The following is a 23,463-nucleotide window of genomic DNA, read 5'->3' as shown; positions in this document are numbered from 1 at the left end:
CATCCACACCGACTTTCCGGGTAATTATCCCAGCTCCACTTCGACAAAGTGCTCCTGGCGGTCGTCGACCAGCGGAATGCGGCTGTCGGGACATTCGCTGCCGTCCACGCTCACACGGCTGACCTGCCCCGAGGGTTCACCGACGCGCCTGACGCTGATGTGATAGACGGTATCGCGATAGCGGTAGTGGATTTTGTAGAACTCCCAATCGGCCGGGACACAGGGCGCAATGCGCAGATGATCCGCTTCCCGGTGCAGGCCCAGCAGGGTTTCCACGCTCAGCCGATACATCCAGCCGGCCGCGCCGGTGTACCAGGTCCAACCGCCACGTCCGATGTGCGGCGGCACGCCATAGATGTCCGCGCACATGACGTAGGGCTCAACCTTGTAGCGTTCGATCGCCTCCGCCGTGCTGCCGTGATTGACCGGATTGAGCATGGCGAAAAATTCCCAGGCGCGTTTGGTGTCGCCCAGCATGGCAAAGGCCATGGTGGTCCAGATCGCGGCGTGGGTATACTGCCCGCCGTTCTCACGCACGCCGGGGATGTAGCCCTTGATGTAGCCCGGCTCCAGATCGGACTTGTCGAAGGGCGGGTCGAGCAACTGGATGATCTGCTTGTCGCGCCGCACCAGGCGCTGGTCCACTGCCGTCATCGCCTGGCGAGCGCGCACCGGATCGCCGCCCCCGGAGATGACCGCCCAGCTCTGGCTGATCGAATCGATCTGGCATTCGTCGTTAGTGGACGCCCCCAGGGGCGTGCCGTCGTCGAACCAGGCGCGCCGATACCAGGCGCCGTCCCAGGCCTGGGCTTCTATATTATTGCGCAGCTGCGCGGCCTGATCGCGGCACAACTCGGCAAACTCCGTGTCGTCGCGGCGGCGCGCAAGCTCGGCGAACGACTCCAGGTTCTCGACCAGGAACCACGCCAGCCAGACGCTTTCGCCCTTGCCCGCCTTGCCCACCCGATTCATGCCGTCGTTCCAGTCACCGCAGCCCATCAATGGCAATTGATGGGCACCAAAACGCAGGCCGTGCCTGAGGGCGCGCACGCAATGTTCGTAGAGACTGGCGGCTTCGTGCGAGCGTTGCGGCTGATCGTAGTAGGACTCTTCTTCGGCATACAGCTCGCGGCCCTCCAGAAAAGGGATGGATTCGTCGAGCACGCCCGTGTCGCCGGTCGCCAGCACATAACGACAGGCGGCATACGGCAGCCACAGATAATCGTCGGAGAAATGGGTGCGCACGCCCTGCCCGTTGGGCGGGTGCCACCAGTGCTGCACGTCGCCCTGGATGAACTGGCGCCCGGCGCAGCGCAGCAGCTGCTCGCGGGCCAGCCACGGGGTCGCGTGGATCAGTGCCATGGTGTCCTGTAATTGATCGCGGAAGCCATAAGCACCGCCGGACTGGTAATAGCCGCTGCGCCCCCACAGCCTGCAGGACAGGGTTTGATAAACCAGCCAGCCGTTGGCCAGCACGTTGAGTGCCGGATCGGGCGTGTCCACGTTCACCGCGCCCAGGGTGTGGTTCCAGTATTCCCACACCGCTTCCAGCGCCTGCCGCGCGCCCGCGCGCCCGCCGAATTGCTGGATGAAGTGACGTGCTTCATCGGTGTTTGCCGCTGCGCCGAACACGAACACGATCTCGCGCTCCTGTCCGGCGGCCAGTTCGATCCGGGTCTGGATCGCGGCGCACGGGTCGAGACCCGCCCCGGTTCGACCCGACAGGTGCTTGCGGCGCATCGCCGCCGGGCTGCCCAGCGCGCCGTTGCGGCCGATGAACTCGGTGCGGTTGCCGCTCACCGATCGCTCGCGCTCGCTGACATGGGTAAACACCACCCGGTTGGCGCATTCGCGACCGTAGGCATTGCGCGCAAACAGCGCGCCGCTGTGCGGATCGATTTCGGTGACGATGTGCATCAGGTTGGCGTGCCGCCACTCGCCGAGCACCAGCTCCCAGTATCCGGTAAGCGACAGGCTGCGCGCACGCTTTGATGCATTGCGCAGCTTGACCACCACGAACTTGACCGGCGCATCCATGGCGACGTAGGTGAACAGTTCCGAGGCGATGTCGGCCTCAAAGTGCTCGAACACGCTGTAGCCGAAGCCGTGCCGGCACACATAGCCGGCGCGGCCGGGCGCGGGCAGCGGCGTCGGTGACCAGAACGCGCCGGTTTCTTCGTCGCGGATATAGAGCGCTTCGCCGCTGCTGTCACAGAGCGGGTCGTTGTGCCAGGCGGTGAGGCGAAATTCGTGCGCGTTCTCCACCCAGGTATAGGCACTGCCGCTCTCGCTGACGACGCTGCCGATGTGCGGACTGGCGATCACGTTGGCCCAGGGCAACGGCGTGGTCTGTCCGGGTTCGAGGGTGACAACGTATTCGTGACCGTCGGGCGTGAAACCGCCCAGGCCATTGCAGAAAATGCGCTCGCGCGGGGCCAGCGGATAGACCGGTTCGGCACCCGCCTGCTGTGAGGGTTCCAGCAGGTCCGATGCACGTTCCGGCGAGACACGACGCTCCACCTGCTCGATCAGGGTCGTGGCGGTATCCCTGAAGACGATGCGGGCGACCGTCTGCAACAGCACCCGTTCGTCTTCGGTCAGTTCCTCGGTGCGGCGCACGAAGACGCCGCCCGGCTTATCGATCATCTGCGCCTCGGGACCCGCGTTGATCAGGCCCATGATCCGATCCTGCAGCTCGGCCCGGTAACCCGAGAAATCCTCGTTCACGATCACCAGATCGGCAGCCAGCCCCTTCATGCGCCAGTAGGCATGCGCTTGCAGTACCTGCTTGACCAGAACGATGCGGTTGAGGTCGCCGATGTGCAGCAGGACGATGGGCAGATCCCCCGAGATGCCAAAGCGCCACAGCCCGGACTGTCCCAGCTGGTTGCGGGCAATGACATCGGGGCTGGCGCGACGCAGTGCCGTGCCGTAGATCACGGAATTGGCCAGCCGGCCATAGATCTGGGCCTCCACTTCGGTGACATTGAGGTGGCGCAGCACCTCCTGGCTCTGGAACCAGGCCATTTCGAACGCACGATTGACGAAGTGACGGTCACAGTATTTCTCCAGCAGGGCCAGTGCGCCCTCGCGGGTGTCCGCGACGCCGGAGATGATCTGCACACTCGCCGATTCGTCGGCGGCCAGAGTCAGGGTGCGACGGATCGCCACGATGGGATCGAGCACCGGCCCGGCCGTATTGGATAAATCATGACTCGACGAGGCAGGCGGGTTGTCGCCGCTGTCCAGCACCTGCGGGTTGGCCGCGGTACGCCCGCGCCCGATGAAGCGGGCGCGGTCGGTCTCGTAGGACGGCGCGTCGGCTACCACGCCGGGGGCAGCCAGCAGATGAAACATCCAGGGCACCTCCTCGCCCGGTGTGCGGGGACGCCGGGTGCAGAGGATCGCCTGCCGCTCGGGCAGGATTTCGGTCTGCACGAACAGATTACTGAAGGCGCGGTGCGCCAGATCAGCATTCAACGGCGCCAGCACCACTTCCGCGTAGCTCGTCACCTCGATGTGCCGGGCACGCGCCGACTGGTTGGTGAGCGTGACCCGACGGATCTCGACGTCGTCCTCGGGCGACACGCTGATCTCGGTGTGGGTTTCGATCGCCTGATCGCGTCGCCGGTATTCAGCACGCGCCTGCACGAAGATCGCCTCGTAGTGGTCGGCGCGGCGCAGGGTCGGCTGGTGCGCGGCCGACCAGTACTGGCCGCTGTCGCGGTCACGCAGGTAGATGAAAGTGCCCCAGCCATCGGAGGCGGCGTCCTCGCGCCAGCGGGTGATGGCGAGGTCGCGCCAGCGACTGGTGCTGCCGCCGGCATGGGTCGCCATGACGTGGTAGCGGCCGTTCGACAACAGGTGAACTTCAGGGATCGGCGTGTTCGGATTGGTAAACACGCGCATGATCGCGCCGGCGTCCTCACCGGGGGGATGGGCGGCCGCGCTCACTTCGGCGGCGTGCGGATGCAGGGTGGCGCCCTTCTTCGGCACCCGCTCCTGCAGCAGCAGTTCGGTCGCCTGGGTCAGCGGATCGGACATGAAGCGGCGCTGCATCGGCTGATCGAGCAGGACATGCGCATACGCCAGCAGGCTCATACCCTGATGATGCGCCATGAAGGCCTGCACGATGGCGTGCGGCTTGCCGCGCGGCACCCGCGAGGGCGTGTAGTCGATCGCCTCATAGAAACCGTAGGCGCCGAGAAAGCCCTGCCCGGCCAGCGTCAGCAGGTTACGGCAGGCTTCGCGCGGCATCACTGTCAATGCCAGGGCACTGGCATAGGGCGCGATCACCAGATCGTCGCCCAGTCCGCGCTTGAAGCCCAGGCCGGGCACACCGAATGCCCGGTACTGGTAGATCTGATGCATGTCGGTGGCGTTATAGCAGGACTCGGATATGCCCCACGGCACCTCCCGTTGCCGGCCGTATTCGATCTGGCGCGACACCGCGGCCTTGCAGGTCTGCTCCAGCAGGGTGTTGGGATAGCCCGGCATGATCAGCTGCGGCATCAGGTACTCGAACATCGAGCCGCTCCACGAGATCAGACTGACCTCGCCGCCGTGACTGGTCAGCAGACGGCCGAGCGAGAACCAGTGCTTCTGCGGCAGCTGTCCCTGGGCAATCAACAGAAAACTGGCCAGGCGCGCTTCCGAGGCCAGCAGATCGTAACAGGACGGATCGCGGCGCCGTTCGCCCACGTCATAGCCGATGGCCAGCAGGCCGCACGCGCTATCGTAGAGAAAGTCAAAGTCCATCACCGCCAGAGCGCGGCAACGCTGCAGCAGATCGTCGATCACGCCAAGCCGTTCGGCCGCGACGGACGAGCGCGTCTCACCCGGCGTTGCCTGGGCGCCGGCCAGTTCCGCCAGTGTCGGGATGGTGCTGAAGTACCGTGGCTCGGATACCAGCAACAGAAGTTCATCCCGAAGCGCCGTGCATTGCCGGTCGAAGGCCCGCGCCCAGTACACCCGTTCACCCTCGGTCTCGCTATCCGCCGGCAGCCAGTCAATCAGCTCCCCGCCGGCACGGTGAATCTCATCCAGCGCATCTCCGGCATCAGCCAGTGTCCGGGGCGGGCCGTTCAGTGCCAACGTGCATAGCGTGTCCTGCAGCGAGCTGATCCTGTTTGCAAGCTCCGGATCGGACGTCGCGGGCAGCTGTTCAGCGAACACCTGCAGCGTATCCTGCAACCCCTGCAATGTGTTGGACGACAGTACCGGCTGATCTTTGAGCTCGGCCAGTCCGGCCTGCAGGGTAAGCAGGCAACCGGCCAGGTTGCCACTGTCGACCGACGAGATGTACTGCGGGTGCAGCGGCTGCAGGGTGCGCGTGTCATACCAGTTATAAAGATGGCCACGGTAGCGCTCCAGCTTTTCCATCGCGGCGAGCGTGTTGCCGATACGCTGCAGGCCTTCCCCAACCGTGATGTAACCGAAATCGACCGCCACCAGATCGGCCAGCAACGACATGCCGATGTTGGTGGGCGAGGTGCGCGAGGCGATGGCCGCTACCGGGTAGTCCTGGACATTGTCGGGGGGCAGCCAGTTGTCCTCGGGTCCGACGAAATCCGCGAAGTAGCGCCAGGTGCGCCGCGCCGACATCCGCAGGAAGGCTTCCTGATCGGCGCTCAAACCCGGCACGGGGGCGGCCAGCGGCCGGCTGATCCACCAGCCGGCGACGGGCGACACCAGCCACAGCAGCAGAATGGGACCGGCATCAAGCCACGCCGCCGGCTGGCCTGCCATGGCCAACGCCACGCCCAGCAGCAGTGCAATCACCGGTGCGACCCACATCTCCCGGAAAAATTCGGCGAGTGTGCGGGTTGCGTTACGGCGTACGTAGGACGGCAGTGTCCACAGCAGCAGGCCGCGTCGCGTGAACAGCATACGCAGCCCCGAGAGCAAAATAGCCTCCAGGCAGATCAGCGTGTCGTAGGGTAAAAAGGCCAGTCTCAGGACAGCGTGCACGAGCGGGCGCCCCGCGGATCGGCCGGTCAGATTCAGGTGTACTCGCCAGTCGGATTCTTTGGGCTTGCGAACCAGCTCGACGGCGGCAGTCAGCAGGCTGGGCAGAAATATCACGGTCACGACCAGCAAGCCCCAGTGCCACCCGGGTCCCGGGCCCAGCAGCCAGCCGCCGGCCAGCAGGGCGAGCAGCGCAGGCGCCACCAGACTGCGCCGCAGATTGTCGAAAAGTTTCCAGCGCGACAGGGCCGAGAGCGGGTTCGCCTGCCGCCTCGCTTTCTCACCATTCGGGCCGGGAGAGCCCGGCACGCGTGGCAGCAGCCAGCCGGCCAGCTGCCAGTCGCCGCGTATCCAGCGGTGGTGCCGGCTGGCCTCGATGGCAACACTGGCCGGATGTTCCTCGATGAGTTCGACATCGGTCACCAGCGCCGAACGCGCATAGCCGCTTTCCAGCAGGTCGTGGCTGAGGATGAGATTTTCCGGAAAGCGGCCGTCGACGGCCTGACGAAACGCATCGACGTCGTAGATGCCCTTGCCGATAAACGAGCCTTCCCCGAACAGATCCTGGTAGACGTCCGACACCTCGCGCGTGTAGGGATCGATGCCGGCCTCCCCCGCGAACAATTTCGTGAAGCGGGACTGGCCCGCACTGGTCAGGCTGATCGAGACGCGCGGTTGCAGGATCGCGTAGCCTTCGACAATACGGCCCTTGTCGGCATCGTATACCGGCCGGTTAAGCGGATGCGCGAGGTTGCCCACCAGGGTGTGTGCCGCGTCGCGTGGCAATTGCGTATCGGTATCCAGGGTGATGACGTACTGGATCGATCCAAGCAGGGACTGATCACCGACGATATCCGAGAAGGCTGTTTGCGCCGCGCCCCGCAGTCGGGCATTGAACTGCTCCAGCTTGCCGCGCTTGCGCTCGTAGCCCATCCACACCGACTCAAACGGGTTCCACACCCGTGGCCGATGGAACAGATAGAAGATGCACGGGCGATCCTCGTGGTAGGTTGCGTTGAGCGCTTCGACTTCGGCGCGAGCATAGTCGAGCAGGGCTGCGTCACCCGGCAGCGTTTGTTCGGGGGCGTCGGCAAAATCGGTCAGCAGGGCAAAATACAGATTGGGATCGCGATTGCCGAGGTAGCGGATCGCCATCGCTTCGAGCAGATCGTCGACATCCTCCGGTTTCGTCAGCAAGGTGGGAACGATCACCATGGTGCGGTGGCAGTCCGGAATCCCGGAGGAGAAATCCAGGCGTGGCAACGCATGCGGCTGCAGAACCAGTGTGACCAGCAGGTTCACCAGCGGCACGGCCAGCGCCGAGGCGCCAATCACGAGGGGCAGCGCCAGCAATCCGATTCGCCAGCCCTCCCCATCGACCCCACCCGTATCAAGGCCGGGCAGGATCAACCCGGCCGCTGTCACCAGCAACGTGAGCAGCAGGATCGCGCCGAGATAAAGGGGGAGGCGGAGCTGCCGGCCCCTTCGGCTGAGCCGGGTTTTCCACGACAGCCGGAAATCGACCGCACGTTCCAGCTGTGGTCGGCCCTGATCGATCAGGTAGTAGCCCACATGCGCGCTGCGATCCTGCGCGCCCTGTTGTGCGGCGGCCTGCGCAAGCTCGAGGGCTTCGCGTGCCACTGCCATTTCGCTGCCGCTGCTGCGTCGCGCCAGATCCTCGATGACGTGCCGATAGCGATCGCGGGTGGCGAAATCCTGGCTGGCATACAACGCCATGGGGTCTTCACGCAGGATCTGTTCGACGACACTGAGCGACTCGACGTAATGCTTCCAGTCCATCGCGCCAATAAAGCGCAGGCTGCCAATGCTGTTGGCGATGGAAATCTGGTTGGCCGCGGCGGTGCGCCCGGCCGCCTCCGACAAACCGGCGGCGGTCACTCCCTGTTCGTGCAGTTTCTGCTCGACCCAGGTTTGTACGAAAGCCATGGCCGGTCCCTGCGCCTGCAGACGATCGTAAAACTCCTCCACAAACGGGGCGGTCAGCGGCACATCGGCATGGGCAAACTCGGCCAGCAACTGGATCAGCTGTTTGGGTTCGGTTTCGGCCGCCTTGAGCATGCGGTCCGCCCAGCTGATGGCCGCATCGCGCTCCTCGCGCCGCCGGGCGATGCGCACCCCGACGCGACGCAGGTTTTCCAGCAGCGCCAGCTGCAGCATGATCGGGAAGGCCCACAGTTCGCCCAGCTTCAGGGGCTCGACACTCTGGTAGGCGGCAATGAACTGGCTGGCGTTGTCGCTGTCGACGCGGCCGTCCATGTGCGAGATCAGCTCCAGCGCCAGGTCGTAGATGCGGGGGAATCCGGCCGACGGGCCATCGGCCAGTCGCGGCAACTGCCGGCTGTACCCGCGCGGCAGGTGCCGACGCGCCAGGGTGATCTGCTGCTCGATCAGGTAGAAATTGTCGAGCAACCAGGCCTCCGCCGGCACAATCCGTTGCCCCTGGGTGGCGACGGCGGTGACCACGTCATACGCCGCGAGCAGAACCCGGGCATTGTCCGCCAGCCGTGGCAACAGCCGGTCCGGACCCGGGTGCGGATTGATTTGGTACTGGCCGGCCAGCGTGACGGCATGACGCTTCAGTTGCTCGATACTGAACAACTCCGCGCGCAGCAACTCGGCATCCTGCTGATGGTGCAGCGCACTTCGTGTGCGGGCCGAAAGTCTGATTGCTTTGATGTCTATGACATGCTCCTTGCTCGAACTTCGGATGGTCCAGTCACCCTCGCCCTATGACCGGAAACTTCCGAAAATGCATCCCTTGTGCTTGCGGACCCTCAGTCTTTATAGATTGACTCATTCACAATTGATTGTATGCTCTTTTGGCAGGAATTGAGGCCCTTAATGTAAAAGAAAATGGCAACTTGTCGCCGGCAACCCTCCATCACCACGACCAGATACCCCTACTCCTACTCTATCGTTAAGTCAGCACCCCGGCAGAGCCAGAAGCGTCAGTTTTGTGAGCCGTTCAAAGCGACGGTCACGGCGCCATTGCTCCTTGCTCCGAAAAGGAAACGCTTACATCCGTTTCAATTAACCGGGTCTATATTCTTTCGTTTCCTGATACCGGATAGGGAATCGAGTCACTTCCGCATCTCTTTCGACCGTCGAAGCAAAACAGTCTCTGACCCGGAGATACTGCCCAACGCAGTTTCCTTTGCCCTGCCACTATATTGCGACTCAGCATGAATGACACGCTCCTCTTTGTCTGACCCGACTATATGCAAACAGCCTGCTCAGTCCAAATCAACATAATTACATATAACAAGACATCAAGATATTCCCTCGATTAAACATTCCTTCTGTCGTCCGACCCAAAAACCACACTCAATTTTTCTGTTTATCCGAAGATCGATTTTTTCCTTGCACTTATAATCAAACACAACAGAATAATCAGACTCCCGGCAGGTTCGTCTTGAACTATTTCCCCTCTCGGTTTCTTCTCAACGTAGTGTCTGGTAGTTCAAACCCGGAAGTGACTACGGGATTTCTGCTTCTGCAAATCACATTAACCTCCCCGGCAAAGCGCAGGCTCCGTTTTTCTCGTGACGTTTGCCGTCGAACAGATTGATGCCCGCTCCTGGCTTACTCCTAATCCGTTACTTTTTCTCAATCTTCCTGATCTCGCCTGGGTACGTCAGCGAACAGACAGTTAAACTCACATCGCGTACTTTAGCACCTCATCCTGAATTCCATGTCTCGTGGCGATTCAGCCCCTTTCCGGTAAGGATATACCGGGAAAGAAAGCTGTGATGAAGCGATTCAACCGGACATCTCGTCCAACCGACATAAGCGATACAAAGGAGATTCATATGAAAAATTTACATTCACTTACCTTTTATGCACTGGTTACACCCGTTATAGCGTTAGGCGCGGGTTCTGTGCTGGCTGAATCCTCTTCTGACAAGAAGATGGATCGTGAACAGCAGAGTTCTCAGAGTTACCAGGATAACAAGCAAGACCAGTCTCAGATGCAGAGCCAGGGCTATCTGAGTTCTGCGCCGGCCAATGGCAGGCATGCAAGCAACCTGATCGGAGCCGAGGTTAAAACCACCAATAATGAGGAGGTGGGCTCGGTGAGTGACCTGATTATTGATCAGAAAGGTCAGGTCGTGGGTATTGTCGTCGGTGTCGGCGGATTCCTGGGCATGGGTGAGAAAGACGTGGCCATTGGCTGGGATAATGTAAGCCACTCTGGCTCTTCTGATCAGGACGAACTGCAGATTAAATCGACCCGCGAGGATCTGATGTCTGCGCCGGAGTTTAAAACCCAGGATTGAATTCCTGTCACCCACTTATAATAGTGGAATAACAGACGGCAGCGGCGAAAGTCCCTGCCGTTTTCCTATTCGGACGGCACAAACCCTTAACTCGATGATAAAAGAATGATCAATCAGATTGCTGGCGTGAGAGGGTCTCGTCGCTCGATTTCCGGGCCAGTTGAGTAACGACGTCATCGGCGGCTCGCCCGTAAAGCAACTGGACGCCACGCAGATCGCCGGGCTGCAGATCGTCGAAGGCCTCGGTATAGCGAAACGCCATCACCTGCCCGGATGGCCCGGGATGGTCCAGGCCGATGGCGTGACCGATCTCGTGAATCAGCGTATAGCGGATGTCGTAGACATCCTTATCACCGTTGAACCCGATCTTCCACTCATGGTCGGGATTCAGGCACACCAGCGCCTGTTCGATGGCGCGCACCCCCTCCGCCGGATCGGGTGCGTAGGATACGTTGGCGTAAGCCCGCCCACGCGGCTGTCCCTGGGCACCGAGGATGATGTCCGCATCCCGGGCATCGTCAACCTCATGGAACGACAGACCGGCAGCGCGCTCCCAGACCTGAAACGCCGCCGCGGTTTCGCGCGCCAGCGTCTCGCTGGAGAGTTCATCCCCAAAAAGCGCTTCAATCGGCGCCAGATCACGACAGTTGCGCGCCTCATCGAACTGTAGCGTCTTTGCGGCAAAGGCATAGCTGATGCTGGCCCCTACACCCAGGCGCCGGTCTCCCCACTTCACCTTGTAGCCGTCCAGCTCGAGCAGCCGATACCCACCTTCGCTGGCATGGGCAGGCAGCGGGAACGCCAGAGGCAGAAGCCCGGCCATGATTAATGCCAGTATGGGTAGGGATACACGCGTGATTGATCGCACCGCAGACTCCTGAAAAAGATACCTGAAGGCACCGGAATCGACCCTGCAAAAGTGCTTTGAAGGCGCACGGGGACTCCGGTACAGGATAACGAACAATGACTACAGTAGGTGCGCCATCGCACCGACAAAATGCTCGCTTATGCTCAAGCTAAAATTGGGCATCCCTGCGACTTGCGAACTGTACTCGAATCTGACCAAAACCCTATCGGCAACCCCGGATTATGTCAATTCATGAAAATCAGACTGAGCAGGCGTTAGCGGAAAACGATGGTGCACGTGACCCACGCTGGAGCCGGGTATTGGCCGTAGTGTGAGAACAATCCGTGCGTGAGTCATAAAAAAATAATGGGTATCGCCCCGGCAGTAGCCGGGAAAGGACACACTACGAGAGCGCTTATCACCAATCCGTACACAGTTGCAGAGTGTGTGTGGACAGCATACTCACCTTGTTTGTGGTGACGGATTCCTGGGCATGGGCAAGAAAGACATCGCCATTGGCCGGGACGCGGTAAACCGATCTGGCTCGTCTGATAAGGACGAATTGAAGATTAAAACGACCCGAGAGATCTGAAGTCTGCTCCGGAATTTAAACGATCTGATTGAATTCCTGTATTCCACTTGTTGTGGTATAACAGAAGGCAGCAGCGAAAGCCCCTGCGGTTTTACTATGCGGGAGAAACAAATCCTTCACCTGATGCACCATACGGCATCTTTCAACGATTCGGTTTCAGTATGTAATAACACAAGTTTTCCAACCGCGTGTTAAGAGTAGTGCTTCAACATTTTTATCGTCCTGAAAACTAATTCCGATAATTCTATCCGTTGGCAATTATTCGCCCTGCAGCATCATCATCCAAAAAGTTGGAGAAACAGTTACCCCCGCCGACTCCGGTGATAGTCTTCGGCATTGCAACCGAGGCCTCCACACCCCAATCGTCCTCGACCTGAACAACCTGTTCTCATGAATCGATCATCAGCGAGAGCAATATCCGTTCATGTATGGCATGGGTTGCGACCTCACTCAGGCTTAACCTGAGCAGGATCGCCTCCCTTGTCAAAACGCTTTGATGACAGCAATGATAGTCGGAAGAAGTGTCAGAGCTTCCAGTATTTCGACAACGCTTTGCCGTGGTTTAAAAGTTGTAACCCAGTCCCACCGTATAGGCCCAGGCTCCGTCGTCCTGGAACGCATCATCAGCTTCACTGGTGCTGTCGAAAAGGAACTGGTACTCGACGCGGGCGAGGAAATAGGTCTTCGTCCGCACGTAGTACTTCACGCCCGTCTCCAGGCCGGCGAAGCCGCTGTCTTTGACGCCGTCGCCGTAGATTCCGCCGAGGCTGGCGCCGATAAACGGCCGCGCACGATCGGCAAGAAAATGATAGTTGAGGTAACCTCGGGTTGAACCGTTCCAGAAATCATCCTTGAGGTGTTCACCTTCGATACTTGCATAATTGATGCTTTGCCGGATACCGGCAACCACGTTATCCTGCATATGCCAGCCCAGATCGCCGGTTACGCCGAAGGTACCGCTATTGAATTCCTGATCACTGCTGCCGGTTCCGGAGATGGAGAACTCCCGGTCGCCATGATGTGGGCCGACATCAGAGGATTGTGCGAATGCTGCTATAGGCAATGCACCAAGAAGACAGAGAGTAATTGCCGCAGTGTTGACTCTGTTCATGTTATATTCCTTAGTTTGTAACTTTCATGTGGCGGTTCCAAAATTCGCCATTACGTAACTGGCGCAGACCGCGTTGAAGCGAATGCCAGAGTATTCAGACAACGCATATTCACATAATCTTCCCAAAACCTTTAGTTCGTCAGTTCGTAAGCGCACTTAATGAATAAAAACTTCCTATCCACTCAATGCCGAGAGACCCTCTGAAATCTTCCCGGCCATTCACGTTGCGGAAAACAGCCCCTTCCCGTATGAGCAGCTCAACAAGTTTTCTTGAGATTCGCCGGGAATCGTCTCTTGGTGAAAACTTCTCATTCAGTGCGGAAACACACCGACTCAACTACCACCTTTTCAGGCTTGTGAAAAGCGACCGCTTTGTCGACTGCCTCAAATACACAAACAATTATTTTCTGTTTTATCTTCGAGACACACCTTTAAGCCCCGCATAAAAGCACATAAATCTGATACCAGATCCTGGATGACGCAGTGACGAACACGGAGCGTCTCAGGATGAAATGGACTCCAGGACAGAGTCTTGTCTGGGGCTGCAGGAGCTATACTGGTGACTCTTTGGTCGTTCCTCTTGCTTTACGACGGTCGCCTGACCTCGCGCGACCAGAACATGGTGAATATTGACAGACCGTTCAAACGGGCTTATCGAGATCAAAACCGCCCGAATTCCCAGACGTTCGTTCGCTAGCGCACCGAAGCGGAGTCCAACGCAGTGGTAAACAGGCATGTAATTAACAGAAAAGGAAGTGAATCGTGAATCAAATCATATGGATTGTGGGTGCAGTCGTCATTGTCCTGGTTATCCTGGGGCTCCTGGGACTGCGCTGAATCAGGCGAGCGCCTTGTCGGGTGCTTGTGATGGCTCACAGAACGCGACGCCGGCGGTAAATTGCTGTGTGTGTGACAAAACTGTACGGCGAGGGACGTCGGAATTAGACGATGGCGAGAATATCGCGACCCTGATCAACCGTGCGGATGAGACTATGTACGTACGCACCAGGCCAGGAAGAGCAATGTCAGCATGCCAGCAGCACCTTCAGAAAACCATTCTTGAATAATGAAATAATGATCACTCCTCCACCATCAGAAAGAGATTAAAATGATGAATAATAGAATTTTGGCTATTGTCTTGATTATTGTCGGTTTAATCCTGCTTTTCTTCGCGTACCAGTCATCCCAAAGCCTGGGCGATCAGGTGACGGAGGCCGTAACCGGCCGCTTCACTGACTCAACCACCTGGTTCCTGATCCTTGGCGCGGCTTCTACGGTGGCCGGTGTTGGACTACTGCTGTTCGGTAAATCCGCAAGACACTGACGCAGGAGTCTCCGGTGCCCCACGACATACCGGAACCCCAGGTTGGCAGGGCAAAGAGTACCGATCCAAACCCGGCGACGTCATCTCCGGATAAACGACTGTTCAATACGGTTGAGCTTCGCTTGTTTCGTTACACGGCGGTTCTGTTTTCCCTGGTTGCACTGGCCACGCTGATCGGAATCATCGTGTGGTCATTTGGCTGGATAGTGAATGCGTTCTACAACCTGCTTCTGTCGCTCTCCCTCGCCGGCATTCTGGCTCTGGTGCTGCATCCTGTGGTGGAGTTTCTCGAGAGACGGCTTCGCTTACCGCACTTGCTGGCCATCATTCTTTTGCTGCTGATCTTCTTCGTGGCTATCAGCGGCCTGATTTTCCTGCTTGTCCCCGTCCTGGTCAGTCAGGCCATCCAGTTGATGACTGTTTTGCCCGACATACTGGCGAGCTGGCAGGCACGTTTCTCTTCGCACTTCCCGGAACTCAGCACAATGATTTCCAACCGCATGGAAAGCAGCGATGGGGGGGAGGAGTCCCAGCCAGTCGTGAAAGACCCGGGCAAGGTCATCATGTCCTCTCTGGGGGTGTTGGCGGGTATCAGCTTCGTACCTCTGTTCCTGTTCTTTACCCTGCTCTCCGGGAATTTGCTGCGGGGAAAGGCATCCGAACTGTTATCCATCTTTCACAATCCCACCCGGCAGAAAGTACTGTATTTCATGGATGTCTTCGTGGGATACGTCAGCGCCTTCTTTCAGGGCCAGCTGATCATCGCCGTGTCCATGGGTATCTTGTATGCCCTGAGCTTTACGCTGATCGGCCTGAAGTTCGGCGTGCTGGTCGGGCTGGTGCTGGGGCTGCTGAATATCGTCCCCTTCCTAGGCACCCTGATCGGCTTGCTGGTGGTCCTGCCCATGGCCTACTTCCAGCCGGACGGCGGTATTGAGTTACTGCTTTTGACCGGACTGGTATTCGCGGCGGTGCAACTGGTGGAAAGCTGGTTGCTGACACCGAAAATCATGGCCAACCACTCGGGCCTGCACCCCGCACTCGTGGTTATTTCCCTGTTCTTCTGGGGCACAGCCTTGAGCGGCATTATCGGCATGGTACTCGCGGTTCCCCTGACAGCATTCTTTGTCGCTATCTGGAGCGAGATCAAAACCAGCCTGAAACGCTCGCTGAGCAACCGGGAGGCCAGGTCATGAAAGAGACGGATCCGTCACGGGATGAAGCAGATGAGCACGACGGCATCGGGGACATCATACGCCTCCTGAAGGCCCTGTCGGCTGACATGGTACGCCTTGTGTTGGTGGAGGCGCGACTGTTCGGGCACACGGCACTGGTGATGATCGGACTCACCGTGCTCATGGCGCTGCTACTGGTGACTAGCTGGCTGCTTATCGGGGCGGCGCTGGTGATGACACTGGCCAGCCTGCAGGCCTTCAGCCTGACGGGTGCTCTGTTGACGGTGGCGCTGGCTCATCTCGTGCTTGTGGCCCTGCTCTTCTGGCGGCTGCGCTACATGACACGGGACCTCACATTTCGTGAGAGCCGGGCCAGTGTTAACAATCTGTTCACCCATGCCCGGTCTATCGTTGACCCTGCCGGGCAGCGACCAGAGGATGAGTAAGCGGATCAGCGGGCTGGCGAGCCGATGAAGCTGGAGATGATCTGCATGGCATTTGCCTGGCCGGTCAAAAATCCGCAGGCACCTTTGATATCGGACACATCCAGGCGTTCGGCCAGTATGCCAAAGACAAAGGCAACGGGCAGTGCGGCAGGGCTGCGGGCCAGGGCCCGTACCTGATGCACCAGGCTGTCGGTACGCTGATGTACAAGACAGACACGATGATCAATTCGGTCGCGCACCTGCGCGGCCTCCTGCCTCAACTGGTTACGAGACACTATGAGCGGCGTCTCAGGTAGGCAGACAACAAGGTTCCCGCGGCAAAGGCAAGGCCCAGGGAGATCAAAGGTTTGTTATGAACGAACTCGTTAATGGAGTGCAGGGCCTCACCGGAGCGCTCCTTGACTTTATGCCCGGCATCCCTGACACGGGCCTCCGCATCCGCGGCCTCCTGGCGAATCCGTTCCTCGCCCTTGCCCGCAGTCTTGGCGAACCGGTCTACTGACTCGTGAGCGCGCTCGGAGAGACGGTCTGTGGTGGCGTGGTCGCCACTGGCTGGTTTATCACTCATGGTATTTGTTTCCCGTTGCTGTGGTGGGATGGATGGACGTGGTCAGTACCGGTAAGTCTCTCGCAAATGCCAAACCTTGTCTGCGCGGCAACGAACAGAGGCGCGAATCCACCAGGCTCATTGACCCACCCACTTATTCACTCCTCCAGTGCCCGGTGAACAATCAACCGAGGGCCAATCCAGCTTGAACGATCTGTACGCCTGCGCACAGATAATTTTTCGACAGACCGTCATGATTTAATCCAACTTAACAGATCTACGCCATTACAGACGCCGGGGCGGATCTGTGTATTACAGTAACCCACACGGAGCGAAAGAACCATGAAACTCATCGAAACCATTGCAGCCGCCCTGCTCATGAGTACCCTGATGATCACACTGCCTGGCTGCGACAAGGACGGCCCTATGGAAGAGGCTGGTGAGGAAATTGACGACACAGTTGAAGAAACGGGCGATGCCATCAAAGATGCCACCGACGGCAACTGATCCGCTGCCGCTTCCCGATTGGCACCGCCCGGGCCGATAAAACCCGCGCCCGGGTTTACTTAAAACCGGCTTTTATACAGGCCGAAGCGGGTATAGTGTTTCCGCGTAAGCCGGTATAGTGTCTTATCAAGTGTTCCTTTGATTTGCGATTGAATTGCATGACTGAGCCTGAGTCGGACTTTCCTTTAACCCTGTTGCACTTACAAATTAAACTCACGCCCTTTCAAAAGGCGTGTCAGCTTGAATTATTATATTTAATCGCCTCTAAACTACTGCAACTACAACAAAATTAAATTCACTCCCACTCGATAGTGCCGGGTGGTTTGCCGGTAATGTCGTAGACCACGCGCGAGATGCCGTCGATCTCGTTGACGATGCGCCGCGAAACGTGATCGAGGAATTCATAGGGCAGATGGGCCCAGCGGGCGGTCATGAAGTCGATGGTCTCCACCGCGCGCAACGCCACTACGTACTGGTAACGGCGCCCGTCACCGGTCACCCCGACCGACTTGACCGGCATGAAGACGGTAAAGGCCTGGCTGACCTTGTCGTACAACTCGTGCTTGCGCAGTTCTTCGATATAAATCGCATCGGCCAGACGCAGCAGATCGGCATATTCCTTTTTTACTTCACCGAGAATACGTACCCCCAGGCCGGGGCCGGGGAACGGATGACGATAGACCATATCGAATGGCAAGCCCAGTTCCACGCCAATCTTGCGCACTTCGTCCTTGAACAGTTCGCGCAGAGGTTCGCACAACTTGAGTTTCATGTTCTCCGGTAAACCGCCCACATTGTGATGGGACTTTATCAGGTGCGCCTTGCCGGTCTTGGCGCCGGCCGACTCGATGACATCGGGATAAATGGTGCCCTGTGCCAGCCAGGCGGCATTGGTGAGCTTCCCGGCTTCTGTATCAAACACATCGATGAAGGTGTTGCCGATAATCTTGCGTTTTTCTTCCGGATCGCTGACGCCCTTGAGTTTACCCAGGAACAGATCCTCGGCATCCACCCGGATCACCCGGATGCCCATGTGTTCGGCAAAGGTCGCCATAACCTGCTCACCTTCCAGGTGACGTAACAGGCCGTTATCCACGAAGACACAGGTCAACTGATCACCGATGGCCTTGTGCAGTAACGCCGCCACCACCGAGGAGTCGACGCCGCCGGAGAGACCGAGCACCACTTCGTCATCGCCGACTTGCTGGCGGATCTGATCGATACTCTCGTCGATGATGTTCTCGGGTGTCCAGAGCCGACGGCAACCGCAGATCTCGTGTACGAACCGCTCGATAATGCGCTGACCCTGATTGGTATGGGTGACCTCCGGATGAAACTGCAGACCATAAAAATGGCGTTCGACATCCGCGATACCTGCGATAGGCGCGCTATCGGTGGAGGCCATCAGCTTGAAGCCTGCCGGCAGCTCACTGACCCGATCACCGTGACTCATCCACACATCCAGCAGGCCATACCCTTCGGGACTGGCGTGATCCTCAATATCCTTGAGCAACGGGGTATGCCCGTGAGCGCGGACCTGAGCATAACCGTATTCATGGCGGTCGCTGATTTCCACCGAGCCGCCCAGCTGCCGGGCCATGGTCTGCATCCCGTAACAGATCCCCAGTACCGGCACGCCAAGTTCAAACAACAGCGGATGCGCCACGGGTGCCCCCTCGGCGGTGGTACTCTCCGGTCCGCCCGAGAGAATCAGGCCATTGGGGCTGAATTCCCGGATAGCCGCCTCCTCCATGTCCCAGGGGTGCAACTCACAATAGACGCCGGCTTCGCGGACCCGGCGAGCGATGAGCTGGCTGTACTGGGAACCGAAATCGAGGATCAGTATGCGGTCCGAATGGATATCCTGGGACATGGGTAAACTCTCAAAAATGGGCCGGGGTGGACAATAAAGCGGCGATGATCCCGGAAACTGCAGAAAATTTCAAGTATTTTTACTAAAATCAGTAACTTATAAATCAACTCCGGTACGGGTAACCACCTCGCCACACTTTATATATAATAGGATTATGAAATATGTAGGCGCCCACGTCAGTGCCGCCGGCGGTGTGCAGAACGCCCCGCTCAATGCCCGGGCCATCGGCGCACGGGCCTTTGCCCTGTTCACCAAAAACCAGCGCCAGTGGCAGGCCAAACCACTGACAGCCGATACCATCGAGGCGTTCAGGCATAATTTGCAACAGGTCGGTATTGCCGCCGAACATGTTCTGCCCCACGACAGTTACCTGATTAACCTGGGCCATCCGGAGAAAACCGCACTCGAAAAATCCCGCACCGCGTTTGTCGACGAGATGCAGCGTTGCGAACAGCTTGGCCTGAAGCTGTTGAATTTTCATCCCGGCTCACATCTTAACAAGATCAGCGAGGAGCAAAGTCTCGACCTCATTGCCGAATCGATCAACCTCGCGCTGACCAGAACCCGTGGCGTGACCGCCGTGATCGAAAACACTGCCGGTCAGGGCACCAACCTCGGTTATCGCTTTGAACATCTGGCGCGGATCATCGACCAGGTCGAAGATAAATCGCGGGTCGGTGTTTGCCTCGATACCTGTCATACGTTTACCGCCGGGTATGATCTGCGCACTGCTGAATCCTGTGAAACAATCTTCGATCAGTTTGCGCGGATTGTCGGTTTTGACTACTTACGGGGTATGCATCTCAACGGTTCCAAACCCGATCTGGGGGATCGGGTCGATCGCCATGAAACCCTGGAGAAAGGCAAACTGGGGCTGGCGGTGTTTCATTACATCATGCAGGATCCGCGCTTTGATGAAATCCCCATGGTGCTGGAGACGCCCGAACCCGATCGGTGGGCGCACGAAATTGAATTGCTGTATAGCCTGCAATGACAGGGCACTCACAGGCTGTTATGCTGGTGTCTCACACACCCCTGTATAACCCTTCAGCATCAAGGGTTGATTCTCCCCCTGTGTGACCTGACATAATAAACACACCAGACATTTAACGGAACGCAGTATGCCTTATTCAGAACAGACGATTACATCCAAACGCCCCTGGTCGGAGAATATCTTCACCTTCACGACCACCCGACCCGAGGGCTTTGAATTCAAGAACGGGGAATTTGTCACCCTGGGCCTGCGCCCGGAAGGCAAGCTGATCCCCCGCGCCTACTCGATCGTCTCAACCAATGAGGATGAGCAACTGGAGTTTCTCAGTATTGCGGTACCCGATGGCCCGCTGACCAGCCACCTGGCCGAGGCCGATACCGGCAGCCCTATCTGGATCAATACCAAAAGCACCGGCTCGCTGACCCTGAACCACGTGCAACCGGGACGGCATCTGTACATGCTGGCCACCGGCACCGGTCTGGCCCCGTTTATGTCATTGGTCCGTTCAACGGAACTGTTTGAGAATTTCGAACGGGTTATCCTGGTACACACCGTACGTCATGCACCGGCGCTGGCCTATCGCGAAGAGCTGGAGTCCCGCCACGGAGATGAGTTCCTGTACGTCCCCACCGTGACGCGCGAAGACTTTGCCAATACCGAACGGGGCGCGAATCTGTTCTACTCCGGCAGGCTGGCACAACAGCTGAACCTGCCGGCCATCGATCCGGAAGAGGATCGGGTCATGCTGTGTGGTAACCCGCACATGAACAAGGATATGACCGAATACCTGGAGCAAAACGGCTGGACCATGACCAACTACAAGGGCGTGGGTAACTTCACCGTGGAACAGGCCTTTGTCCTGCAGCACTAAAACTAAACAGGCCTTCCGAATACCACTCCCGCTTAAACCCACAGGGATCGGACATTCGAAACGCTTATTTATCCGTTAGCCATCAAATAAACATGTAAGTCAGGATCACACCGAACCCGACATCCGGGCTCGCCGTTTCCAGGCCATAAAGCGCGTAGTACTGGATTTTCTGCCGACGATCCAGTCGCTGGGAAATATAGCCAAAGAGTTCTTCACGATCATAATCGAAGTCGAAGGCTGGACCACTGACATCGTACAGGATACCCGCCTGGGTTTTTTCCGACAGCTTTCCGGCCAGCCCGAACGAATGATAGGTTCGATTATCGAGATTAATATCCGGCGGATCACCCACAAGGGTATACCCCAGGGTCGCGATCAAGGTGTACTGCTTCCAGCTTTGATACAAGTCGACCTGCAACGAGTAATCATTCTCCCCTGTACCCAGGCCCCTGGCTTCATCCGCTGTGGAAAATTTTATTTTGCCGGTCACATCTACCAGCAAACCCTGGCGGGCATCCACATACACACCATAGCTCAGACCGGTAATAACATCGCCGAGCCCCGACTCGGTGCTCGTGGTCTGGGTTCCGGTGTGTCGCACCGGTCCCTGAGCACGGGTCACACCACCCGGCCCGTCCACCATCAGATAGGGCGCCGTTAGCCACAGGTTATACGCATCCGTTTTATAACGGGCGGTAAAGGGCAGATACACCATATCGGTATCCGCCTGTTGACCGTAATCCCCCGTGGTGTAATCGATGCCGGCTGACAGACTGAATTCGGTTTCAGCAAAAAGTACCCGGGGGAAAAGTGCCACCGTCAACATGATGACGGCGACATAATGCCGCCGCCCATTCATCCGCCACATTGCCAACCTCAATTTCGAGCAGGCGTTTGTGGTTTGTCGGGCCGCTCTGGCCGTTCGGGTCGCTCGGGTCTTTCCGGACGTTGTGGCCGATCAGGCCTGGCGAATTGCTCGGGACGCTCAGATCCGACCTGTCGCCCTTCACGAGCCGACTTGTCCATACGCTGTGATTTGCTCGTCGCCTGATTCGCCCTGTCGTCACCGCGGTTGGGCTCAGCCGCCTGATTGGCAGAACGTAACCCCCTGATAACGTGCCCCAGCCTGGTGTCCATGGTTTGGGCGATTTCACCCCAGCCCATGCCCTGCTCACGTAGCGTCAGCACGCCCTCTAAACTGACATCGGCATCCAGTTCACCGCCTAGCAGAGCAAGCTCAATCTGTTCGGCCGTCGGTTGACTGATACCGGACGCCGCAAGCTGTTCCTGTGCCAGGCTCAGGGAGATAAACACATTGCCGTAACCGCTCTGGCCGGTTGGATCTGTGAAGGTCGCGGTGCTGGTTTCGGCATCCTGCCCGGTTGTAATAGTAATCTCATCACCATTACGCAAACCTGTAATCAGAGCGGAGGCATTTTCCTCTGAACCGGCAAAATCACTAAAGGTTTCGGTCAGCTTATCGGTGACTACCCGGGGGTTTCCATTATCCATGGTCTCGGCCTGTTGCTGGAGTTCGGCCTCTTCGTCCGCCACGACCATCCCCGACATCAACAGACCTGATAATAGAATTGATAATACGGATTTTAACCTGCGTTTCATCATCATCACTCCCTGGACGCTTAACAGTTACCCAACACCCGTCCGGGTGAGGGCTTACATAAGCTAAAGTATAGAAGGAGGCAGCAACGAGTCAGTGAAAATCATCACTGTTTGGAAATTTAGTTTTCGGAAAATGATACCAGGTGTACGGGTAATACACAGAGTGATTATCAGTCAAAACTGTCAGGGGATAACACTATTTACATTCCAGGCTGCGATACAGTCATATTCCGTAAAAGATCAACAAATGCTTCCGCCACGGGATGATCGAGCTTGGCGCGATTGCGCGCGATCCAGAGCGTACGCAGGATGCGGAAACCGGTAATCTTGACATGGTAGAGATCACCCCGCAGGACCTTGTCCGCCACGGCAAAGCGCGGAAGAAAGCTGACATGTTTACCCCGGGCCAGCATCTCCACAATCGTATCGGTGGATCCGACTTCCAGGGTCACGTTGAGTTTTTCGATGCCAATACCGCTTAACGCCTGCTCCAGCTCCTCGCGGCTGGAGGCGTGTTTCTCCCGTAACACATAAGGGAGTTCAGTCAGCCGTTCGATCGGCAGCCAGTCGGTCCCGGCCAGGGGATGGCTGGCGCCGCAGACCAGCCACAACTCATCATCCGCCCATTTTTGCACCAGCACATCAGGATGATCCGGTGCATTCTCCATCAGCGCCAGATCGGTGTGTCCGGTCACCAGGTGGGACTGGATGTCCCGGCCGTAAGCCATGCGACTGTCGATCTTGTAATCGGGATAGTGATCGGCAAACTGGAAAAGCAGATCCGGCAGCAGGTGCTCGCCAATGGAAAACGTCACCTCCAGAGCCAGGGTATTCTGCCCCAGATGCAGATTCTGGAACTCTTCATAGAGGGCGCGCTGGCGATCCAGGGTCTGGACCGCCAGCAGATAGACCTTTTCACCTGCGGGCGTCAGCCGCAGCCGGCCGCTGACCCGCTCCATCAGCCGGGTCCCGTAACTGGCTTCCAGGGCCCGCAGGCGCTTGGTCACCGCCGGCTGGCCGATATTCAGCGCCGCGGCGGCCGCGGAGACACCGCCCTGCTCGACAATCGCCCGCAAAGTCGCCCAGCCGTTGATATCGGGGAGTTCTTGATATTCCATACAGGAATATTTACATAAAGAATTTCATTAGTAAATACTGAAACACTGTCGCATAATACGCGCCCTCGGTAAGCATATCTTACTAATTTCCTGTAGTTTTCTGTCAGCCGGTCAGTTCGCCGGCAACCAGACTGAAAAGACTAACTCCGGGTGATATTCCACAGGGCGATATC

Annotated in this window: 16 protein-coding genes; 7 read left to right on the top strand and 9 right to left on the bottom strand. The window is 58.2% G+C overall.

What is annotated here, in order from left to right:
- Window positions 1-24 precede the first annotated feature (24 nt).
- Entirely contained in the window at window positions 25-8,601 is an 8,577-nt protein-coding gene (locus EDC23_RS08100; protein WP_134083236.1) for a GH36-type glycosyl hydrolase domain-containing protein, read from the bottom strand.
- A 1,196-nt stretch (window positions 8,602-9,797) separates the two neighbouring features.
- On the opposite strand from EDC23_RS08100, the gene EDC23_RS08095 reads away from it, so the two are divergent.
- Window positions 9,798-10,265 (top strand): PRC-barrel domain-containing protein, encoded by a 468-nt coding sequence (locus tag EDC23_RS08095; protein ID WP_134083233.1) that lies wholly within the window; start codon window positions 9,798-9,800, stop codon window positions 10,263-10,265.
- Window positions 10,266-10,374: 109 nt separating this feature from the next.
- Here EDC23_RS08095 and EDC23_RS08090 read toward each other — a convergent pair whose 3' ends face one another.
- Together EDC23_RS08090 and EDC23_RS08085 are read right to left on the bottom strand one after the other, a co-directional pair.
- Window positions 10,375-11,133 carry a matrixin family metalloprotease gene (locus EDC23_RS08090; protein ID WP_243830743.1) on the bottom strand — a complete coding sequence of 253 codons (759 nt, stop codon included), beginning with the start codon at window positions 11,131-11,133 and terminating at the stop codon, window positions 10,375-10,377.
- Between the two features lie 1,133 nt (window positions 11,134-12,266).
- Window positions 12,267-12,815: an outer membrane beta-barrel protein gene (locus EDC23_RS08085; RefSeq protein WP_134083230.1), complete on the bottom strand. Its 549-nt coding sequence runs from the start codon at window positions 12,813-12,815 to the stop codon at window positions 12,267-12,269.
- 1,108 nt (window positions 12,816-13,923) lie between these two features.
- On the opposite strand from EDC23_RS08085, the gene EDC23_RS08080 reads away from it, so the two are divergent.
- The 3 genes from EDC23_RS08080 to EDC23_RS08070 are packed head-to-tail and all read left to right on the top strand — an operon-like array spanning window position 13,924 to window position 15,760.
- Window positions 13,924-14,139 (top strand): DUF3185 family protein, encoded by a 216-nt coding sequence (locus EDC23_RS08080; protein ID WP_134083227.1) that lies wholly within the window; start codon window positions 13,924-13,926, stop codon window positions 14,137-14,139.
- 14 nt (window positions 14,140-14,153) lie between these two features.
- Window positions 14,154-15,335 (top strand): AI-2E family transporter, encoded by a 1,182-nt coding sequence (locus EDC23_RS08075; RefSeq protein ID WP_134083224.1) that lies wholly within the window; start codon window positions 14,154-14,156, stop codon window positions 15,333-15,335.
- Window positions 15,332-15,760, top strand: coding sequence for a hypothetical protein (locus EDC23_RS08070; protein ID WP_134083221.1), 429 nt, complete (start codon window positions 15,332-15,334; stop codon window positions 15,758-15,760). Before EDC23_RS08075 ends, EDC23_RS08070 begins: the two co-directional genes overlap by 4 nt.
- Before the next feature lie 5 nt (window positions 15,761-15,765).
- Here the strand turns inward: EDC23_RS08070 and EDC23_RS08065 are convergent, their stop codons facing one another.
- Together EDC23_RS08065 and EDC23_RS08060 are read right to left on the bottom strand one after the other, a co-directional pair.
- Complete coding sequence (locus EDC23_RS08065) at window positions 15,766-15,999, bottom strand: hypothetical protein (protein WP_134083218.1); 234 nt, start codon at window positions 15,997-15,999, stop codon at window positions 15,766-15,768.
- Between the two features lie 35 nt (window positions 16,000-16,034).
- Window positions 16,035-16,328, bottom strand: coding sequence for a DUF883 family protein (locus tag EDC23_RS08060; protein WP_134083214.1), 294 nt, complete (start codon window positions 16,326-16,328; stop codon window positions 16,035-16,037).
- A gap of 321 nt (window positions 16,329-16,649) precedes the next feature.
- Here EDC23_RS08060 and EDC23_RS14125 point away from each other — a divergent pair, with 321 nt between their 5' ends.
- Window positions 16,650-16,814, top strand: a complete 165-nt coding sequence (locus EDC23_RS14125) for a hypothetical protein (protein WP_166668809.1) — start codon at window positions 16,650-16,652, stop codon at window positions 16,812-16,814.
- A 295-nt stretch (window positions 16,815-17,109) separates the two neighbouring features.
- Here the strand turns inward: EDC23_RS14125 and guaA are convergent, their stop codons facing one another.
- Window positions 17,110-18,687 carry a glutamine-hydrolyzing GMP synthase gene (guaA, locus tag EDC23_RS08055; RefSeq protein ID WP_134083212.1) on the bottom strand — a complete coding sequence of 526 codons (1,578 nt, stop codon included), beginning with the start codon at window positions 18,685-18,687 and terminating at the stop codon, window positions 17,110-17,112.
- A 154-nt stretch (window positions 18,688-18,841) separates the two neighbouring features.
- Here guaA and nfo point away from each other — a divergent pair, with 154 nt between their 5' ends.
- Window positions 18,842-19,681, top strand: a complete 840-nt coding sequence (gene nfo / locus EDC23_RS08050; protein WP_134083209.1) for a deoxyribonuclease IV — start codon at window positions 18,842-18,844, stop codon at window positions 19,679-19,681.
- Between the two features lie 127 nt (window positions 19,682-19,808).
- Window positions 19,809-20,552, top strand: coding sequence for a ferredoxin--NADP reductase (locus tag EDC23_RS08045; RefSeq protein WP_134083206.1), 744 nt, complete (start codon window positions 19,809-19,811; stop codon window positions 20,550-20,552).
- Window positions 20,553-20,634: 82 nt separating this feature from the next.
- On the opposite strand, the gene EDC23_RS08040 is transcribed toward EDC23_RS08045, so the two are convergent.
- The 3 genes from EDC23_RS08040 to EDC23_RS08030 all read right to left on the bottom strand — a co-directional run bounded on the left by EDC23_RS08040 (window position 20,635) and on the right by EDC23_RS08030 (window position 23,290).
- Window positions 20,635-21,420 (bottom strand): transporter, encoded by a 786-nt coding sequence (locus tag EDC23_RS08040; RefSeq protein WP_134083203.1) that lies wholly within the window; start codon window positions 21,418-21,420, stop codon window positions 20,635-20,637.
- 8 nt (window positions 21,421-21,428) lie between these two features.
- Window positions 21,429-22,178: a hypothetical protein gene (locus tag EDC23_RS08035; protein ID WP_134083200.1), complete on the bottom strand. Its 750-nt coding sequence runs from the start codon at window positions 22,176-22,178 to the stop codon at window positions 21,429-21,431.
- Window positions 22,179-22,372: 194 nt separating this feature from the next.
- Window positions 22,373-23,290, bottom strand: a complete 918-nt coding sequence (locus EDC23_RS08030; RefSeq protein WP_134083196.1) for a LysR family transcriptional regulator — start codon at window positions 23,288-23,290, stop codon at window positions 22,373-22,375.
- Window positions 23,291-23,463: the final 173 nt, after the last annotated feature.

Source organism: Thiohalophilus thiocyanatoxydans (assembly GCF_004366735.1).
Classification (GTDB): Bacteria; Pseudomonadota; Gammaproteobacteria; order UBA6429; family Thiohalophilaceae; genus Thiohalophilus; species Thiohalophilus thiocyanatoxydans.
The sequence above is the reverse complement of the archived record's forward strand: the minus strand, read 5'-3'. Positions and strand labels throughout refer to the sequence as shown.

Bases quoted from the DNA above. Each gene is read 5' to 3' on its own strand.
- EDC23_RS08035 (WP_134083200.1), bottom strand. From the start codon at position 22,178: ATGATGATGAAACGCAGGTTAAAATCCGTATTATCAATTCTATTATCA.
- EDC23_RS08095 (WP_134083233.1), top strand. From the start codon at position 9,798: ATGAAAAATTTACATTCACTTACCTTTTATGCACTGGTTACACCCGTT.
- EDC23_RS08030 (WP_134083196.1), bottom strand. From the start codon at position 23,290: ATGGAATATCAAGAACTCCCCGATATCAACGGCTGGGCGACTTTGCGG.
- EDC23_RS08080 (WP_134083227.1), top strand. From the start codon at position 13,924: ATGATGAATAATAGAATTTTGGCTATTGTCTTGATTATTGTCGGTTTA.
- nfo (WP_134083209.1), top strand. From the start codon at position 18,842: ATGAAATATGTAGGCGCCCACGTCAGTGCCGCCGGCGGTGTGCAGAAC.
- EDC23_RS08040 (WP_134083203.1), bottom strand. From the start codon at position 21,420: ATGTGGCGGATGAATGGGCGGCGGCATTATGTCGCCGTCATCATGTTG.
- guaA (WP_134083212.1), bottom strand. From the start codon at position 18,687: ATGTCCCAGGATATCCATTCGGACCGCATACTGATCCTCGATTTCGGT.
- EDC23_RS08070 (WP_134083221.1), top strand. From the start codon at position 15,332: ATGAAAGAGACGGATCCGTCACGGGATGAAGCAGATGAGCACGACGGC.
- EDC23_RS14125 (WP_166668809.1), top strand. From the start codon at position 16,650: ATGAAACTCATCGAAACCATTGCAGCCGCCCTGCTCATGAGTACCCTG.
- EDC23_RS08045 (WP_134083206.1), top strand. From the start codon at position 19,809: ATGCCTTATTCAGAACAGACGATTACATCCAAACGCCCCTGGTCGGAG.
- EDC23_RS08060 (WP_134083214.1), bottom strand. From the start codon at position 16,328: ATGAGTGATAAACCAGCCAGTGGCGACCACGCCACCACAGACCGTCTC.
- EDC23_RS08085 (WP_134083230.1), bottom strand. From the start codon at position 12,815: ATGAACAGAGTCAACACTGCGGCAATTACTCTCTGTCTTCTTGGTGCA.